The sequence below is a fragment of the Polaromonas sp. OV174 genome, assembly GCF_900112285.1.
Taxonomy (GTDB): Bacteria; Pseudomonadota; Gammaproteobacteria; order Burkholderiales; family Burkholderiaceae_C; genus Polaromonas.
In genome coordinates, this window is sequence record NZ_FOKZ01000002.1 from 170,938 (window position 1) to 185,784 (window position 14,847).

The 14,847-nt window shown below is 60.1% G+C and carries 24 protein-coding genes and 1 tRNA gene; all 25 read right to left on the reverse strand.

The window, feature by feature from the left end:
* Nucleotides 1-43 precede the first annotated feature (43 nt).
* Nucleotides 44-691, reverse strand: a complete 648-nt coding sequence (locus BM160_RS02630; RefSeq protein ID WP_091999987.1) for a phage tail tube protein — start codon at nt 689-691, stop codon at nt 44-46.
* Nucleotides 692-881: 190 nt separating this feature from the next.
* Nucleotides 882-1,394 (reverse strand): KilA-N domain-containing protein, encoded by a 513-nt coding sequence (locus BM160_RS02635; protein WP_091999990.1) that lies wholly within the window; start codon nt 1,392-1,394, stop codon nt 882-884.
* Nucleotides 1,395-1,475: 81 nt separating this feature from the next.
* A complete protein-coding gene (locus BM160_RS02640; protein WP_091999993.1) occupies nt 1,476-1,832 on the reverse strand; it encodes a DUF3168 domain-containing protein in 357 nt (118 codons plus the stop codon).
* Entirely contained in the window at nt 1,829-2,278 is a 450-nt protein-coding gene (locus BM160_RS02645; RefSeq protein WP_091999995.1) for an HK97-gp10 family putative phage morphogenesis protein, read from the reverse strand. Before BM160_RS02645 ends, BM160_RS02640 begins: the two co-directional genes overlap by 4 nt.
* Nucleotides 2,275-2,592 carry a phage head closure protein gene (locus BM160_RS02650; RefSeq protein ID WP_091999998.1) on the reverse strand — a complete coding sequence of 106 codons (318 nt, stop codon included), beginning with the start codon at nt 2,590-2,592 and terminating at the stop codon, nt 2,275-2,277. Before BM160_RS02650 ends, BM160_RS02645 begins: the two co-directional genes overlap by 4 nt.
* On the reverse strand, nt 2,592-3,167 hold the full coding sequence (locus BM160_RS02655) for a head-tail connector protein (protein ID WP_092000001.1): 576 nt from the start codon (nt 3,165-3,167) through the stop codon (nt 2,592-2,594). The genes BM160_RS02650 and BM160_RS02655 overlap by 1 nt, the downstream gene beginning before the upstream one ends.
* A gap of 58 nt (nt 3,168-3,225) precedes the next feature.
* Nucleotides 3,226-3,615 (reverse strand): hypothetical protein, encoded by a 390-nt coding sequence (locus BM160_RS02660; RefSeq protein ID WP_092000005.1) that lies wholly within the window; start codon nt 3,613-3,615, stop codon nt 3,226-3,228.
* A 54-nt stretch (nt 3,616-3,669) separates the two neighbouring features.
* A complete protein-coding gene (locus BM160_RS02665; protein ID WP_218156571.1) occupies nt 3,670-5,130 on the reverse strand; it encodes a phage major capsid protein in 1,461 nt (486 codons plus the stop codon).
* Between the two features lie 70 nt (nt 5,131-5,200).
* Entirely contained in the window at nt 5,201-5,953 is a 753-nt protein-coding gene (locus BM160_RS02670) for a hypothetical protein (protein WP_092000008.1), read from the reverse strand.
* 10 nt (nt 5,954-5,963) lie between these two features.
* Nucleotides 5,964-7,199, reverse strand: coding sequence for a phage portal protein (locus BM160_RS02675; protein ID WP_143093163.1), 1,236 nt, complete (start codon nt 7,197-7,199; stop codon nt 5,964-5,966).
* Nucleotides 7,199-7,387: a hypothetical protein gene (locus BM160_RS22095; RefSeq protein WP_143093164.1), complete on the reverse strand. Its 189-nt coding sequence runs from the start codon at nt 7,385-7,387 to the stop codon at nt 7,199-7,201. The genes BM160_RS02675 and BM160_RS22095 overlap by 1 nt, the downstream gene beginning before the upstream one ends.
* Complete coding sequence (locus BM160_RS02680) at nt 7,384-9,048, reverse strand: terminase large subunit (protein WP_092000015.1); 1,665 nt, start codon at nt 9,046-9,048, stop codon at nt 7,384-7,386. The genes BM160_RS22095 and BM160_RS02680 overlap by 4 nt, the downstream gene beginning before the upstream one ends.
* Before the next feature lie 2 nt (nt 9,049-9,050).
* Nucleotides 9,051-9,512 carry a terminase small subunit gene (locus BM160_RS02685; protein WP_092000018.1) on the reverse strand — a complete coding sequence of 154 codons (462 nt, stop codon included), beginning with the start codon at nt 9,510-9,512 and terminating at the stop codon, nt 9,051-9,053.
* Nucleotides 9,513-9,709: 197 nt separating this feature from the next.
* Nucleotides 9,710-10,039: an HNH endonuclease gene (locus BM160_RS02690; RefSeq protein ID WP_092000021.1), complete on the reverse strand. Its 330-nt coding sequence runs from the start codon at nt 10,037-10,039 to the stop codon at nt 9,710-9,712.
* Entirely contained in the window at nt 10,036-10,272 is a 237-nt protein-coding gene (locus tag BM160_RS02695) for a hypothetical protein (RefSeq protein ID WP_092000023.1), read from the reverse strand. The genes BM160_RS02690 and BM160_RS02695 overlap by 4 nt, the downstream gene beginning before the upstream one ends.
* A 383-nt stretch (nt 10,273-10,655) precedes the next feature.
* Complete coding sequence (locus tag BM160_RS02705; RefSeq protein WP_092000030.1) at nt 10,656-10,874, reverse strand: hypothetical protein; 219 nt, start codon at nt 10,872-10,874, stop codon at nt 10,656-10,658.
* Nucleotides 10,875-10,968: 94 nt separating this feature from the next.
* Nucleotides 10,969-11,052, reverse strand: a tRNA-OTHER gene (locus BM160_RS22505).
* A gap of 139 nt (nt 11,053-11,191) precedes the next feature.
* A complete protein-coding gene (locus BM160_RS02710; RefSeq protein ID WP_092000033.1) occupies nt 11,192-11,776 on the reverse strand; it encodes a helix-turn-helix domain-containing protein in 585 nt (194 codons plus the stop codon).
* Nucleotides 11,777-11,791: 15 nt separating this feature from the next.
* Nucleotides 11,792-11,986, reverse strand: a complete 195-nt coding sequence (locus BM160_RS02715) for a hypothetical protein (protein ID WP_092000036.1) — start codon at nt 11,984-11,986, stop codon at nt 11,792-11,794.
* Between the two features lie 139 nt (nt 11,987-12,125).
* Nucleotides 12,126-12,332 carry a hypothetical protein gene (locus BM160_RS02720; RefSeq protein ID WP_218156572.1) on the reverse strand — a complete coding sequence of 69 codons (207 nt, stop codon included), beginning with the start codon at nt 12,330-12,332 and terminating at the stop codon, nt 12,126-12,128.
* Nucleotides 12,329-12,760, reverse strand: a complete 432-nt coding sequence (locus BM160_RS02725) for a hypothetical protein (protein ID WP_092000043.1) — start codon at nt 12,758-12,760, stop codon at nt 12,329-12,331. The genes BM160_RS02720 and BM160_RS02725 overlap by 4 nt, the downstream gene beginning before the upstream one ends.
* Before the next feature lie 3 nt (nt 12,761-12,763).
* Nucleotides 12,764-13,627 carry a prohibitin family protein gene (locus BM160_RS02730; RefSeq protein WP_092000046.1) on the reverse strand — a complete coding sequence of 288 codons (864 nt, stop codon included), beginning with the start codon at nt 13,625-13,627 and terminating at the stop codon, nt 12,764-12,766.
* Between the two features lie 50 nt (nt 13,628-13,677).
* Nucleotides 13,678-14,199 carry a DUF1367 family protein gene (locus BM160_RS02735; RefSeq protein WP_092000051.1) on the reverse strand — a complete coding sequence of 174 codons (522 nt, stop codon included), beginning with the start codon at nt 14,197-14,199 and terminating at the stop codon, nt 13,678-13,680.
* Nucleotides 14,196-14,387, reverse strand: a complete 192-nt coding sequence (locus tag BM160_RS02740; protein ID WP_092000053.1) for a hypothetical protein — start codon at nt 14,385-14,387, stop codon at nt 14,196-14,198. Before BM160_RS02740 ends, BM160_RS02735 begins: the two co-directional genes overlap by 4 nt.
* Complete coding sequence (locus tag BM160_RS02745) at nt 14,384-14,731, reverse strand: RusA family crossover junction endodeoxyribonuclease (protein ID WP_092000056.1); 348 nt, start codon at nt 14,729-14,731, stop codon at nt 14,384-14,386. The genes BM160_RS02740 and BM160_RS02745 overlap by 4 nt, the downstream gene beginning before the upstream one ends.
* Nucleotides 14,732-14,847: the final 116 nt, after the last annotated feature.

Below are 14,847 nucleotides of genomic sequence, written 5' to 3' on the forward strand. Positions count from 1 at the left end.
AACCGGGATGCGTCGGTGCTGGTGATGGGCTTACGCCCCAGAATCAGGCGGCGTAGCGCGTGCTGATGTTTTGCGCGTTGAACGTGCCGCGCACGGTCACGGCCTGGCCTTCGGTCAGGGTTTCTTCTTCGTTGAAGGAAACTTTTGCAGGGATCAACGAGACAGCGCCGGACTTGGCGCGGCGGCGCACCACCGTGTCGGCGTTGGTGTCCGACAGGGTTTTGAGCGCCGTGTAGGCGGGTGCGCCGATCATGTCGGCGTCCATGTCAAAGGTGCGCTGGACTGCATTGAAGCCGTCCGCAAGCACAATTTCCACATCGCTCTCGATGAATTTGACGTTCACCGTCTTGGCATCGCCGCCCGAGCTGGAGTGGTTCATGGTGCGATCCAGATCCACCCAGGTGTTGACCTTGCGAACCGAACCAGCGCCGCCGCCAGGGGTGAACAGCTCGGCGTTGCTGGTGTCGATGCCTTCCAAAACAAAGGCGTCGGTGGTCTGCGTCTTCACGCGGGCGGCGCGCATGTTCAGACGGCCCCAGCCGCTGTACATGATGAGGATGTCGCCCACGCTGTAGCCGTGCGCCGTGCTGGACACGGACGCCTCTGCGGCATTTGTGATTGCGGTGATGGTTTTCGCTGCTGCGAGTGCGGTGGCGACAGAGTGGACTGTGCCGTTCGGGGTGCGTGCCATGGTTTGGCCTTTCTATGGGAATGGACGAAAAAAAACCGCATCGCTGCGGCTGGTTGCGCCCACTTGGGGCATGAAAAAACCGCCTCGAATTGCTCCGGGCGGCTCTTGCTGGGCTGGCCTTGTGGCCTGAATAAAAAAGCCCGCCGTGATTGCTCAGGGCGGGCGAACCACTCAGAAAGGGCGGTAAAAATCAGTGAGGCAAGAGCGTGGGCTGAATTTGCGACTCCAGCGAAAGCCGCTCATGCCGGAAGCTCGGAATCTCGCGCTTGCGCTCCAACATCAGGTGCGAACCGAACGATGCACGAACCTTGGACTCGACTTCTCGGGCGATCAATGCCTGCATTTGTTGCCACAGACCCAGGCTGGCGGTCTGGATCGTGTCGAATGCCTCGATCACGTCCAAGTGGAAGTCAGCATTGATCCACATGGCGTAGGCGTACACCAGTGGGCGACTGACAAATGTTCCCTGCACGGCGGCGTCGCCGCCTTTGATGATGGCCACAGGGTCGATGCGCGAATCCGCGCATCGCTTCGCTGCAGCCGCAATCAGCTCTTGAGTTTCCTTGCGGCGCAAGAACTCTCCCGGGCGATGGTGCTTTGTGGCAGTGCCGCGAGCCATGCCGGCGCGGTGTAGGTCGTTCAGGCAGTAGCGCCCTTCGGTGTCTTGGCGAATTGCCGTACTGGAAATCGTGAGAGGTTTCATGGCTGGTCTTTCTGAGTGAGAAACAAAAAAACCCTCGCGTGGAGGGCTTGGGCTGCCGGTCTTTGCCGGTTTTGTCAATGCTTATCTGGTTGACCAGATAGAAAAATCCTGTCTGGAGCCGAAAAGCTTGGTGTCTTCCTCGTAGACGGAGACGCGCGCGCCCAGGGCGTCGGCCTGAATGACTGGGGCGGACAGAATCGCGGCCTCGACCTGCTTTGCCAGATTTACTGCGGCAATCCTGGTGGTCGCCCAGCAAACAATCTGCATGCGGCCGTTTTCCTTGTCAGGCAGCGTGCCTTCCATGTAGGCGATGACCTCGCCGCCGGCCTGCTGGTACACGATGCGCGGCAGCGCGGAACCTTCCGGGGCAACATCGGGATAAACGCGGTCGGCAACAAGGGCGCGCAGTACGGCGAACAGCGTGGCTTCGGCGCTCATTTGATGGCCTCATTGATGCTGTTGCGCATCACATCAAGCACGGCATCCTTGGCTCGTTCCGATGCTGCGTCATAAGCTGGCCGCAAGAAAGGATGGGCTGGCGCGCGGCTGGTGCCGTACTCCACCATGGAGCCATAGGGCGCTTTTTGATGATTCCACGAGATCGAATACACCGCCTTGCCGGGCGCAGATAGGCGCTTGTTGTAATACTGGTAGATCGAATCCCGAAGATTTCCGGACTTGAAGAAATAACGGACGCCGGTTTTTTTTGAATTCTTTCCGTAGAAGAAATGGGCTTCATCAGAAACTGGCGCTCGCCATTTGGATTCGATGTAGAAAATCTCAGCTCCGGCCTGGGCTGCCGGCCTAAGCGCCTCTTTCGATGCCGCAGTGATGCCGTCCAATTTCTTGGCGATCTTGTCAAAGTCGAAGTCAACGCTGATCATGTAAGAACCTCACAAACCAGGTCCACGAACTCCCTGCCCTGCTCATCCGGCAGCACGGCCTTGATCTCAAACACCGTCTCGCCCAGGAGCGCGCGCATGCCGGCGACAACGTCTGTGCGGCGCCGGATGCGGATCGAGGCCTTGGCAATGCTGACCGGTGCATCGCTCTTGATCGTCTGGATGCCGCTCAGGTAGCGGACATTCGCCCAAACCTTGGCGACATCGGCCCAGTCGGTCACGGGCTGGCCGATCTCGTCCTGGCCTTCGGTTAGGCGCTGCAGGGTGATCAGTTTGTTGAGCTTGCCGATTTCCATCACCGGCCCCAGAGCTTGATCGTGTTCAGCAGGTCGTGCGCACCCATCGGCAACTCTTCAGCCTTGAGGCTGCTCACGGCCTGGCGGTTTTCGTACCAGTGGGCGACCATCAGCAGGATCGCGGCGCGCGCGGCGCTCGGGGTGACGGTGTAGCCGGTCACATAGCGCACGCGCACCGCTTCGGGAACATCCTGTGTGCTGGGCCAGGACGCGCCATGAGCCAGCGAGACGCGGCGCGCATCGCCATAGGTGCTCAGGGCGTAGCCGGCGCTCAGCGTCTGCTCGGCGCCTGCGGCATCGGTGTATTTGATGCTGGTGATGCTGGCCACTGGCGGCATGTCGAGGTCGAGCCCTTCGGCGGGGAAGGCGTCGAGCGCCATTTCCAGCGTCTGCGGCGCCAGCGCGCGGCTGGTGTAGTGTTCGGCGAACTCGCGCGCGGCGACGATCCATGCGGTGATCGAAGCGTCTTCCGGCAATGGCGCCAAGTCGGCCATGTCCGCGATCAGGCGCAGGTGCAGGCGTGCCTCTTGCAGCGTGACCGGCTCTATTGCGACGGGGGTTATGACTTTGTGCATGCGGGATTCCTATGCAAAAAGCCCTCCGGAGAGGGCTTTTCACGTAAGCGTCTGAGGCTCAGACTGCGCCGCGAAGGGCCAGGCTGCCCTTGACAATCGTCGCGCCAGCAGCAATCGAAGTGCCGCTGTTCTTGGTGATGACGGCGCGCACATAGCGCTTGTTGCCACGGTAGCCGACTGCATAGGACGTATCGGCCGCCAGGGTTGCCGGGAAAGTGCCGATCAGGTCGGCGCCAGTTGCAGCAGCGTCGCCGGTCAGGTCGGCGGCATCACCGTGGCGCAGGCTGATCGTGTAATCGCCCGCGCCGGCAATCGCGCCGGTATTGATGACCACAGTTGCAGAGCCTGCGCCTTGCAGGTCAACAATGGGAGAGTCCGCCTTGGTGGCGGCATGGACGGCTGGCGAAAGCGCCAGCGCAACGGCAATGTTTGATTTGAGGTCGCTCATGAGGAATTTCCTTTCGGGAATGAGTGAGCCCGCGCTGTGGCGGGCTCTTGTGGCTTAGGTCGAGAACTTGAGGAATTTCACAGCCTCGAAGTTGACCGCGCCGCCGCCGGTGCGCTTCGTGCTGTAGAACTTCACGTAAGGCTTGGCGGTGTACGGGTCGCGCAGCGTGCGGATGCCCATGCGGTCCACGATGGTGTAAGCCTCGCGGATGTCACCGAAAGCCAGCGACAGCGAGCCGGCGCCCATCGCAGGCACATACTGATCGACGCGGGCCGGGTAGCCCAGCAGACGGTCAGGCTGGCCAGCTTGCAAGCTTGGCTCCCACAGGTAGCGGTCGCTGGTCGCCTCTTTCATCTTACGGACGGCGGTGCGGGCCTCGCGGCGCATGAGCCAGGTGGCGTTCTGCAGGTACCGATCCTTGAACGCGCCGATCATGTCTTGCAGCGGGTCGGCCTTGTTGGTGTGGAAGGTGCCGCTGGCGCCGGTCACAACATGCTCGAAAGTGCCCCATGCGCGGGTGTCGTCGCCGGTCGCAGCCGTTGGGTAGGCGAACAGACCGCGCGGCTTGCCGACGCCGTCGCCGGTCGTGAAGCCAGCGCCTTCGACGCGGGCGAACTTGTCGGCCACCTTGCCAGCCAGCCAACCTTCAACGTCCGTTGCAGCGTCGTCAAGAATCTTCTGCGAAGCCTTGGGTTGCGCGTACATCTCATGAGCGCCGATCTCGTACTTGCCAACTTGCGGGGTGTTGGTGTCGTTGCGGTCGCCCAGCTCAGAAACCCAGCCAGCATCGGCCTCGCCGTTGTCCACGATGCCTTCGAGCTTATCGGTGCTGATGGTCTGGACGTTCGCCAGTTGACGCATGGTCGATTGCTCGTAGACCTTGGAAACCATGCGGCCCACGGTCGACGGGGGCAGCAGGTAGCCACCGTCCGGGTCAGAGCCTGCCGACATGGCTTTTTGCTCATCGCTGGACAGCGAGTTCATCGGCGTGCCGGTCATCATCTTGAAGAAGGCGTTTTTGTACTCGGTGTAACCCTTGGCATCGACCTCGGCGGGGGCAGCTTTGCCCTTTGACTGGAAGTCGGCGCGCAGCATCAGATTGAAGCTCTTGACCTCGGCCGTCAGCTCGGCGGCGGCCTTGACTTCGCTGTCGGTTTGCGGGCGATTGGCCTTCTTCTGGATGTCTTCGATGGCCGTTTTCAGTTCGTCGAACTTGTCCAGAGCCTCGCCCAACTTGGAAACCTTCGATTCGAGGTCGCCCAGCGCCTTGCCTTCGGCCTTGGCCTTGATCAAAGCATCGTTGGCGGTCTTGAACTCTTCGAAGGCCTTACCCTGGTCTTCCAGAACCTTCTTGACTTCAAGCAGCGTGACTTCGCCGCCCATGGCCATGGGGATCATGCCCAGGCCGGCAAGAGCCTCGGGCGCGATGAGTGGATGGCCGGCGACTGCGAACAGCGCCAGGACTGCAACGATAGCCAGGAGGCCGAGCGTCAGGTTTTTACGGGTGAATTGCATGGTGATTACCTTTCAGGAATGAAAAAACCGCCTCAGTGGGCGGTTTGCTACGGGGGGGGATTGCGCTGGGTCAAAAGACGGCGCGGGCTTTCAGGACGGCAGACAAGTCCACCAGTTGGTCGCGATCCCCGGAATCACTCCGGCTGATGACGCTTTTCACGCGAGACACCATTGCGAGTGCCTCACTCTTCGACATGCCACATGCATCACGCAAGTGGCGCTCGATTTCGGACAGGCTCGCCAGACCTTCAATGGTCTTCAAGCCCTTATCGGATTCATTGGCTGGCGCGCCCGTGAGTGTCGCGAGCGCCTTGCTGTGCGGAAACAATGCCGCGAGGGATTTGGCGGCCTCCAGCACGTTGCCAGTGATCATTCGCGGCTCCATGGGCGTCAACGTCAACGTGTCGCGCTTGAGTGGCCAGGCGGTGATCTCGCCGTTCGGCTTTTTCAGCGTCTTGCCGCGCACAGCCTCACTGGAGTTGCCCAACATGCCCGCATCAAGCAATTCCGAGAGGAAATCGACGTATTTCGCGCGCCGATTGAGCACGCGATGCACAAAAATGCCTTTTTCATCCACTTTCGCGGACTTCCAGTCCACCACGCCAAGGACATTGCTGTCATCAATGCCCAGGCCATCCGGGTCAAGACCATGCTCAAAATCGACGTATAAGGTGCCAATATCGGTGTAATTGCTCTCGAAAGCCGTGCTTTTTGTGAAGAATTCGCCAACTAAGTCTCGACCGCCGAACAGCACCATGTAATTGCCGACGATCAACTCATCGGGGCTTTTAGAGACGGCTTTTAAGGTATTTTCAATGATCATTTCGGGCCTTTCATGTCGGTGACGGCTCAGTTTTCGCTGGCTGGGTGCCTTGTGGCGCGTGAAGCAGGGCCGCCTCGCCGCCTTGCGGGTTGAACTCCAGCAGCGCCCGGACTTCGTCTTGAGTCAACACCTGGCGCGAGCCGCCGGAACCGAGCATTCGCGCGAAAAACTCCCCCTGATCTTTCAAGGCCCCGCGCAGCAGGCCGGCGGCAACGAATTTGAAGTAATAGCCTTGCCCTCGCTCCTTTTCGGTCAGCAAATTGATGTCGGCGGACTGCTCGATCCGCGCATACCACGGCCCCAACGAGTCCACGACGTGCTGAATTGCAAACTGCTCGGCGCTTGCGTAGGTGGCCGCTTTGTCAGTGAAACCGACTTTCGACGGCAGCACACCAAGAAAACGGCAAATTTCCGCACCCTGATAATTCCGCGTCTCAAGATGCTGGGCATCCAAGCCTGTCATGGCGCTTTGCAGCCACTTCGCGCCGCGGTCAAGAATCATTGGAGCGCCGGCATTCTCCGCGCCGGCCATCTCCGCCAGAATCCACGCCTTGAGATCCTTGTATTGTTGCGGGCTCAGATTGCCATCAACCGAATAGGTGCCAGATGGCCGGACACCTTTCGCGTGCAGCTTTGCGTGGGTTTCTTCGGTTGCAATGGACAGGCCTAGCGCCTCGCGTGCCAGCGCCAAAATATCCATGCCAGCAAACCCGCTCCAGCTCGGGCCGCGAACATGCCAGATAACCGATGCGTCAAATGTGACAGTCCGCCCGTCCTTGAGCGTGTACTTGTAGCTCGGCGCCTCAAACTCGTTTGGCTGTTCCGGCGTCACCCTTGCCGGATCCAGCATGATCATTTCGGCAACCTTGCCGCCCACGACAAGGCTTTTCCAGGCATAAGCATTGCCTAGGCCCGCATGGATCACCATTTGCTCCCGAAACTCGTAGCTGGTCTGCCAGTCGTTCGGCTTCGTCGCAACCAGGTCATAGTGCCGGTGGTCGCGCGCCGGTTCGATCTTATTCAGCCCGCCTTCTTTGTATTCGCGGAACAGCTTGAATGGCACCTGGGCGCAGCCCTGCGACAGTACGCGCAGGCACGCGAAAAACGTGGCCACCTTGAATGCATTCTCCAGATTGATGGTCGGACCAGCCTTGGATGTGCGACCACCGTAGATTTCACGGAAAAGCTCAAGCGAGTTCGTCACCGAGACTGACTTCTGCTCGATGCCGCGCGCCAGGAACCCCATTACTTGCCACCCTTGGCCGTCAGCCAGCCAGCCACCAGGGCGAAAACACCCGCCACAATCCAGCCAACGGGCTGGTAAACCATTCCAGCACCTACCGATACCGCAGCGGCGCCGGCCACCATGAGCGCATCCGGCAGCCATCCGGCCGCAACAGCGCGCGCGGCCTGAAGTTTGTCTTTGATGTTCATGCGGTTTCCCAAAATGATCGGCCTGTGGCGACCGGATTTAGTGCCATGAGCGACACAGCATCAAAAATCGCCATCAAAGGATCGATCTTCGCGGTGCCGCTCACAGCTTTTGTTATCGAAATTGCGTTGCCCTGTTGAATCGTCCTGGCGTTGCTTACGCTCCACGCCATCAAATCCCGCCCGCAGTGGACAAACTCGCCGCCGGCAACCTTGCGTTCTGTGGTCTTGATTGCCCCGTTAAGCCGCCATCCCTGTGAAATGGCGACGATGTGATCCGTGGTGAAGTCCCGGCCAGCCAACTCATCGACAACATCGGTAATGCCTGCGCCGTCAACCCCTATCCCTTGTTTTTCTGGCAGCTTTCCAGCGTCGCGGACCCTGCAAACAATGTCGGCCACTGCCGTGACGTCGTCGCCCGGTCGGTCCACCAAAGTCAAATCGCCTTGCTGGGCAAAGTCCAGCAAGCGCGGCGCAATCTCCTGGCGGCGCTCTAAAACGATCTTGTGAGCCCAGGCATGGCCCCAGTGCAGCCAGCGGCGGGTATCGCGTTCGCGTCCGATCACCGCCAGGCCCAGCAAGTCATCCAAACCACCGCCGTCAATGCCGATCACGGCCACTTCGCAGCGCTCGAGCAGCGAGTCCAGCGTCAGGCCGGGCTCAGCGGCTGCCTCCCAGAAGTCGGCGCCGGCCCAGCGGTCTGTCCGCAGGTTCATCCCGATCTCGACGTTCAGGTGCTTGGCCAGGAATTGCTGAAAAGCACCGTCTTGTTTCGGTGCGTTCTTTTTCAGGTTGTCTTCTAGCCATTCCGCGCTGACTGACCGACCGATGTTCGGGTTCGTGATGTAGAAGTTTTTCGGGTCGGTGTAGGCCTTGCTCTTGACCATTGAGGCCGGGAACTCGTACAACACCCCAAGGGTTTTCTTGTCCTCAATAACGCCATCGCGCACGTTCCGCCAGTAGTCCAGCTTTTCCCTAAAGACTCCGGCCGGCGGGTCATCGCTTTGAGTTGTCAGGTAGATAACCCATCCCTCATCGCGCGAAACTTGGCCTCCCAGCGCCTCCATAAACATCGCCACAGCGTTGGCCCGCTTGCCAAATAGCCAAAGCTCATCGACCAGGACCTTGCCCGACTTCTTGCCGGATACGGTGTCCGTGTCTGCCGCCACCACCTTCAAGCTGTTCCGGTTCACGCGATGCGTGATGGTCCGAATGTGGTCTTGGATGTGGAACAAGTCGATCAACTCGTCATCCGCCCTAACCATCGCGGCCGCCGGCTTGAAACTGTTGTCCGCCACTTCCTTGGTCGGCGCCAGGATGAGGTGTTCCTCTTCCTCGCGCCAACACAAGATCAGCGCCGTGAGCATGATCCCGGCCGCAATGGTCGATTTCGTGTTCTTCTTGCTGATCAGCAGGCCATATTCACGGATTAGCTGCTTTCCGGTCTCTGCGTCGTAGCCGCCGAAAATGGCCGCTACGAAGTCAAAAACCCACTGTTCCGAGCATTCACCGAAAGTCGGCTTGCCGGGCAGATCCACCACCCGCAGCTGCTTAAAGATGGCAAGTGCCTGTTCTGCCTGAGCCGGGAAAATGGGCGGCGGGATGATTGGCAAACCATCAATCAGCCGGCGCTCCCAATCGAGGCAGGCCGTACTCCACTCCATCGTCAAACCTTCTTCCCGCCTGCAGCCACCAGCTTAGGCGGCTCTGCTGCGGAAAATCGGCCAGCGACTTTCTTCGCCGCTTCGTTGCGCTGCTCCTTCTTTCCGCCCTCGCCCAGCTTCTGGTGCATGAAGGGCATCAAGGCCTTGGCCGCGTCAATCCGCAGCTTTTCAGCCAGCTCGCCGTCATTCATGGCCGCCAACAGGAACATCTTTGGGTCCTGATGCTGCAAGGCCTTGGACAGGTCAAAGGTCGGCCGGTCTGGCTCGGGCGCGGCTTCGATCTCAACTTTCTGCGCAGGCTTGGCCTTCAACAGGTATGCGGCGATCTCCTTGTCTTTAACAAGGCGAGACCCAGCCGCCGATGCCGTGGCTGCGCTGTATCCAGCCGCCAAAGCCGCGTCCCTATTGGACTTCCCAGCCTTTTTGGCCTCGGCAAAAGCCTTTCTCTTGCCTGTTAAAGCCATTAACAAAACCCTCCAGGGGGAAATAATCTGCGCGTGAGATACCGGGTGGTTTCGGCCGGATGGATGTTGCAGACTTACAACACCCCCCTACGTGCACCAAATCGGTGCTCATTCGTTGCGAAAATGAGACACATCGCAACATCAAACCCTGTTGCAGGTGGCATCACCAGCCCACCAGGACAGCGCAGGCGAGGCGATCAGCCTCTAGCCCTGCCCGTCCTTGCTTTGTTCTCTTCTGCCGTCTTGCGCGTGTGGCAGCCATCAGGCCCACCGCACAGCGTCTTGAGGTTGCCCATGCTCAGCGCGTCGCCGCCCTTCTCAAGCGGGACGGTGTGATCAACCTCGTTGTCCATCCGCACCAGGCCGCAGCTCTGGCACCGGTACTGGTCGCGCAGCAGTACGGCGTGCCGGACCTTCATCCATGCACTGCCTCTCACCCGCTCTGTTGCCCCCGCCTTGGTGTCCAGCACCTTGATGCGGTTGGTGTTGAGCGGGGTTAGCCGCGGCTTGAGAGCTTGGAGCTTCACGCCTCCACACCAACCGAGAGTGGCGCATGGGTGCGGCCCTGCACTGCCAGAACAACAGCCTTGCCCGCATTCAGCAGCGCCAGATCTTCAGCGTCTGGCATCCAAAAGGAAAGAACACAAGGCACGCCATCCACTTCGGTGTGAGTGACCGGCAAGGCTCGACAGTCCTCAAGCGGGAAATCGGGTGGCGCTCCTAGAACGCCGTTGTTTGTGGCGTGTTGAATGGGGCCCATATCAGTCCTTGCGCCCGTAGCAGTGGAACAACACAGGCCGCGGCTCAAGGCCTTGTATCGGGTGGATGGATTCGAAGCGGGCCGTGTAGGATTCAATCTCTCCGTCTTTGACCCTCAGCGGCCAGTGGTTCATACAGACCTCGCCCAGGTCAGTATCGACACTCACAACGCCGTGCAATTTTTCATTGCCGGTTATGTCGTGGACAGCTGCACCTCTGGCATTGTGTGGCCCGTAGATCATGGCATTCCTTGGTGTTCTGGCATCCGTCGGACTGCCCTTGTGGGCTGGCGCCTGCCGTTCGCTCTTTACCAGTTGACCGCTACAGCTTGCGGCGGATGAACCCGCACTAGGCGGCCGGCACTGGCTGCCGGATGATGTTGGGTTACTGGCTGGAAGCGTCGCCGTCTTCTTCGACGTAAGGGCGAACCAGTGGCAGGGACGGCGCGGACACGAAGCCGCCCAATTCCTTGACGCTGATCGCACCCTCGCCATGAACGAGGAACGAGTGATGCGCGCCGGGCTGCATCCGGGTCTTGCCAGTCTGCGTCTCAACGAGGACTTGCTTGTTGCCGGTCACGGCGATGTGGACTGTGGTGGTCATGGTCTTCCTTGGTGGTTGGCGAGGTGATGGGTGCCCGGACGCAGGACGATCCCGGTCAATCAAGGATGTGTCGGGCGAGCCTGGCCGGGCAAACTGGCGGAAGATGAAGGAATCGAACCATCACCCTTGCGGATGCCACTGGGTTCAAGCCAGCTTTGCGCCCTGCGCGGCATCTTCCGGAAACGAAAAAGCCCGCAGGGCGAGCCGTGCGGGCTTTGGGAATTAACTCATCTAAGAGACAAGTTTTCCAAGAATGGCACATTTATACCACATACAACGGAGCACGCAAGCTTTTTGTAAGGTTCGTGTGTTTTAGGCTACGCCGCCACCTCTTGCGAAATCAGTCCGCCATTCTGAAAGCGCTGGGTAAGCGCATCAAGTGCGCGAGAGTGCAGGGCCTTGGCGTGCCTGCGCATGGTGGCACAGGCCTCGCGCACTGCGGATACCGACACACCGAAGTGTGCGGCAATGTCGCCTTGGCTCATACCATCCCGCTGGCGAGTTGTGGCGAAGACGTGCCATGAGCAGTACAGCGCAAAGTCATTGTGACCAGTTGACAGCATGGGCGCCACATATGACGCCAGCCCTCGCACCCCTTCCGCCTTGATAACCTGATGGCCATAAATTGCCTTGCATGCGTGGCGCTCGGCGTGGTGCGGCAGGTGATTAACCATGGCGATTACCTGGGCACATTGGGCGCGCACCTCCATGGGCGACAGGCCGGCGAAGTTGACCCGGCTGTCACGCGGCTCCGGCAGCCCGTCCCAGACATGGTTTTCCTTCACCAGCTGATCAATCACGATAGCCGTGGGGCTGCGTGATCCGGCTGGCATGGAGTGAATCAGGAACGATACATGCAGCGCATGGCTGGCGTCTTGAAATACCGGGTCATTGTTCTGCATTCATGCTCCTTTTCATTAAATCTTCTCTACCGTGAGGCTCACACGGCTGGTGAGCGTGTCCGGTGTGGCTTGGTCTATTCGCTGGGACTGGATGGTCTCCACACTGCAGCCAACGACAGCAAGCCCGGTCGCGATCCTGAATAGGTCCATGATGGCCAGAATCTCCCGCTCGGCCGCTTCGCGTGCGGCGCGAATTTCTTCGATGGTCATTTGTCACCCCTTTGGGCTTTCGGCTTCTCGCTCGTGCTGAATCGGTGCAGGTTGGCGCACTCGTAGCGCCTGGCCGTGCTGCCGTCCTTGCGCTGACGGGTTTCAATAACGCGCGCGTGGGCCTTGCAGTCGGGGCAGGTCATACCGCCCCCTTGCAAAGCTCAATTGCCTGCGCTTCGGTGAAGCCAGCCGCCACATAAGCGCGAAAGTCGGCGAATTTATTGAATGCCATGTACTTTTTCCGCTCGGTGCTGATAGGCGTCTGGAGCTCGTCAAAAGCCACACGGAGCAACTGCGCCATCTTGACTTCTAGCTGCTCTTGTTTGCTTGGTGTTGTCATGCTCAATTGCTCCTAAATTTATAGCTACTCGCACCCATGATTTCAAGCTTGCGGCGCGTATCCTCCACCCATGCGGGCTCAAGCGCCCGGCGCACGGCCTTGCTGAAAAGCGCGCCCTGGTCGATCTGCGAATGACAGCCGCGCACACCCGGTCGGTCGCAGCACGCCGGGAACAGTTGGCTGTCGCAGGCCTTGAGTGCCATGCCCTTGCCGGTATTGCTGTGCGCCGCCTGGCTGTATCCAGCAATGCCACAGATCACGCACGGCAGGCCGGCCACGGCGCGGCGGTAGGCCTCGCTGCGCATGATTTCCGCCTTGGGCGTTGCACTGGCCTTGTCGCTGATGACTGTTGGCGCGACACGGCGCACCGGGCGCGGCGCTGGCAGCGGTCGGCGCTCGACTGCCTGGCGTTTGAATCCGGTGCGGCGCAGCATGGCTTACTTCACATTCACGAAAGGAACGGCGCCGCCCGCCATCGTGGCCGGCAACTTACCGTCCCATTTAGCGATGGCCTGCAACTGCACATAGCCCTGGCCGCCGGACTTCTCGACTGCAGCGGACTGGATGGCAATGGCCTTGGCCTCACCCTCGGCCTGGGCAATGCGCTGCTCGGCCTCAAACTTGGTGCGCTTCAGGTTGTTCTCGGCGGTCGCGGCCTTCTGGTTGGCCGTCACCTTTTCCTCGATGGCTTGATTGAAAGACTTGCTGAAGCCAAAATTCACCAGATTCACGTTCTGGACAATCAGGTGGTACTGGCGCACGCGCTGCTGGAGATTGTGGGCAATGGCTGCACTTACCTCCTGGCGCTTGGTCACAAGCTCCTCGGCGGTGTACTGGGCAACGATGGCCTTGAAGGTCTCATAGGTGGCCGGCTGCAGCAGCAATTCGGCATAGGTCAGCGTCGGATTGCTCACATACAGTTCGCGCGCCTTGGCCGGGTCAACCACGAAGTTGACAACCAAGTCGGCATGCACGCTCTGCAAATCCTTCGAGCCCGCGTCGCTCTTGGCTGCGTCCACGCGCTGCTGTCCAAGGTAAATATCGCGGGTGCGACTCCATGGCGCAATGAAGTGCGCGCCCTCGCCCAGCAGCTCCTGAGAAACCTTGCCGAACGTCGTCACGACCGCCACATTTGACGCTGGGACCGTGGTGAACATGCTCGCAGCAAAGCACAAGACGCTCAACACCACCGCCGCTCCTGAGCCAATGCGCGGATAGCGCCGGTCCACTGGCTTGAAGATGAACGATGCCCCAAATGCCAGTGCGGCAATCACCAAAAACAGAATTGACAAGATGAACATAGGTTTCCTTTTTTGTTGTGCGCCCAAGTAAGTGCGGGCGCGGTCACTGGTTACTCGTTAAACCCCGCCAGGATGGTTTCCACCATATCGATGCGTTGCAGCGGGTTCAGGTGCCTCCATAGCGTGCGGCCGGCGTGCTCGGTGCGCAGGAACTTCACCATTTCGGTGTGCACCTGCTCCATGTCGCCCTGCTCGAGCTTGGAATAGCTCAGGCTGCGCGGCACCGGGATGACGCCGCCCTTTGGGCCTGGGTGCCAGTCAACGTAGCCGCTGCCGACCTTGAGCCAGGTGCGGAAGGATTCGAATTCCTCGAACTTCTCCTGCGACTCGAAGACGGCCTGCTCCAGTGCCATGTGCTTACGGTGGTACCAGCCGATGCGCTCCTTGTGGGTTCGGATCTCAACCATTTCACCGGGCTCAAGGCGCATCAGGCCGTTGACGAAACGGCGCCACTGGCTTTTTCCCTTTTCACCCAGGCCGTCCACCATGCCGAACAACACGCGGCGCGCGGCGGCGCGGTCGGCCTCTGGGATGGCTGTTGGGTGCATCTTCACCAAGGTGATCTCGCTCATGACCTCACCTCCCCGCCGAAATACCGCATGGGCTGCAGCTTCAGCTGTTCAGCATTGACGTGGAACGGCCGGCCCAGCGGCCAGGGCTGTGTGAGGTCGATGCGCGCCACGCGCGGACGCGGTCCGGATGACAGTGCCAGCACGTCCACGATGCCCAGCTGGTAGCGATGACCTTGATGGGCGGTCATATCTGCAACTCCCACACCACGACCTTGAGCATTCCGCCAATCGGCCCGCGCTGGATCGTCAGACTGTCGATCTGGCTGTCATCCACCCACACGCCGGCATGAGTCAAGCTGTCCAGGGTGCTTTTGAGAAGGTTGTCCAGGTCACGGCGGCGTTTGTCTGGGACGTGAGCAGCAATGGACACGGCAAGCCGGCCAGCAAGCAGCTTGGCCCCGCGCTGGATCAGTACCTGGTCGGCAACCGCGGCGCGGTAGGCCCGGCCAGCAGCGCTGATCAGGGTCTTGCCTGCGATATTGCGGTAATAGGTGTTAACCGTAGGTGGCCATGGAAGGGTGAGCTTGATCATGCGGTCAGCCCTCCCGCTTTTTGAACCACGCCACCCTTGCAGCAGTGACGGCCTCGGGCGCTGGCTGGTGCTTGTTGCAAGTGCTTCTCGCTGGCAGGTAGGTCCAGCGCGGGCCA

What these genes read in the sequence shown, in the direction of transcription:
- BM160_RS02630 (WP_091999987.1), bottom strand. Translation starts at nt 691, where the DNA reads ATGGCACGCACCCCGAACGGCACAGTCCACTCTGTCGCCACCGCACTC.
- BM160_RS02635 (WP_091999990.1), bottom strand. Translation starts at nt 1,394, where the DNA reads ATGAAACCTCTCACGATTTCCAGTACGGCAATTCGCCAAGACACCGAA.
- BM160_RS02640 (WP_091999993.1), bottom strand. Translation starts at nt 1,832, where the DNA reads ATGAGCGCCGAAGCCACGCTGTTCGCCGTACTGCGCGCCCTTGTTGCC.
- BM160_RS02645 (WP_091999995.1), bottom strand. Translation starts at nt 2,278, where the DNA reads ATGATCAGCGTTGACTTCGACTTTGACAAGATCGCCAAGAAATTGGAC.
- BM160_RS02650 (WP_091999998.1), bottom strand. Translation starts at nt 2,592, where the DNA reads ATGGAAATCGGCAAGCTCAACAAACTGATCACCCTGCAGCGCCTAACC.
- BM160_RS02655 (WP_092000001.1), bottom strand. Translation starts at nt 3,167, where the DNA reads ATGCACAAAGTCATAACCCCCGTCGCAATAGAGCCGGTCACGCTGCAA.
- BM160_RS02660 (WP_092000005.1), bottom strand. Translation starts at nt 3,615, where the DNA reads ATGAGCGACCTCAAATCAAACATTGCCGTTGCGCTGGCGCTTTCGCCA.
- BM160_RS02665 (WP_218156571.1), bottom strand. Translation starts at nt 5,130, where the DNA reads ATGCAATTCACCCGTAAAAACCTGACGCTCGGCCTCCTGGCTATCGTT.
- BM160_RS02670 (WP_092000008.1), bottom strand. Translation starts at nt 5,953, where the DNA reads ATGATCATTGAAAATACCTTAAAAGCCGTCTCTAAAAGCCCCGATGAG.
- BM160_RS02675 (WP_143093163.1), bottom strand. Translation starts at nt 7,199, where the DNA reads ATGGGGTTCCTGGCGCGCGGCATCGAGCAGAAGTCAGTCTCGGTGACG.
- BM160_RS22095 (WP_143093164.1), bottom strand. Translation starts at nt 7,387, where the DNA reads ATGAACATCAAAGACAAACTTCAGGCCGCGCGCGCTGTTGCGGCCGGA.
- BM160_RS02680 (WP_092000015.1), bottom strand. Translation starts at nt 9,048, where the DNA reads ATGGAGTGGAGTACGGCCTGCCTCGATTGGGAGCGCCGGCTGATTGAT.
- BM160_RS02685 (WP_092000018.1), bottom strand. Translation starts at nt 9,512, where the DNA reads ATGGCTTTAACAGGCAAGAGAAAGGCTTTTGCCGAGGCCAAAAAGGCT.
- BM160_RS02695 (WP_092000023.1), bottom strand. Translation starts at nt 10,272, where the DNA reads ATGGGCCCCATTCAACACGCCACAAACAACGGCGTTCTAGGAGCGCCA.
- BM160_RS02705 (WP_092000030.1), bottom strand. Translation starts at nt 10,874, where the DNA reads ATGACCACCACAGTCCACATCGCCGTGACCGGCAACAAGCAAGTCCTC.
- BM160_RS02710 (WP_092000033.1), bottom strand. Translation starts at nt 11,776, where the DNA reads ATGCAGAACAATGACCCGGTATTTCAAGACGCCAGCCATGCGCTGCAT.
- BM160_RS02715 (WP_092000036.1), bottom strand. Translation starts at nt 11,986, where the DNA reads ATGACCATCGAAGAAATTCGCGCCGCACGCGAAGCGGCCGAGCGGGAG.
- BM160_RS02725 (WP_092000043.1), bottom strand. Translation starts at nt 12,760, where the DNA reads ATGCTGCGCCGCACCGGATTCAAACGCCAGGCAGTCGAGCGCCGACCG.
- BM160_RS02730 (WP_092000046.1), bottom strand. Translation starts at nt 13,627, where the DNA reads ATGTTCATCTTGTCAATTCTGTTTTTGGTGATTGCCGCACTGGCATTT.
- BM160_RS02735 (WP_092000051.1), bottom strand. Translation starts at nt 14,199, where the DNA reads ATGAGCGAGATCACCTTGGTGAAGATGCACCCAACAGCCATCCCAGAG.
- BM160_RS02740 (WP_092000053.1), bottom strand. Translation starts at nt 14,387, where the DNA reads ATGACCGCCCATCAAGGTCATCGCTACCAGCTGGGCATCGTGGACGTG.
- BM160_RS02745 (WP_092000056.1), bottom strand. Translation starts at nt 14,731, where the DNA reads ATGATCAAGCTCACCCTTCCATGGCCACCTACGGTTAACACCTATTAC.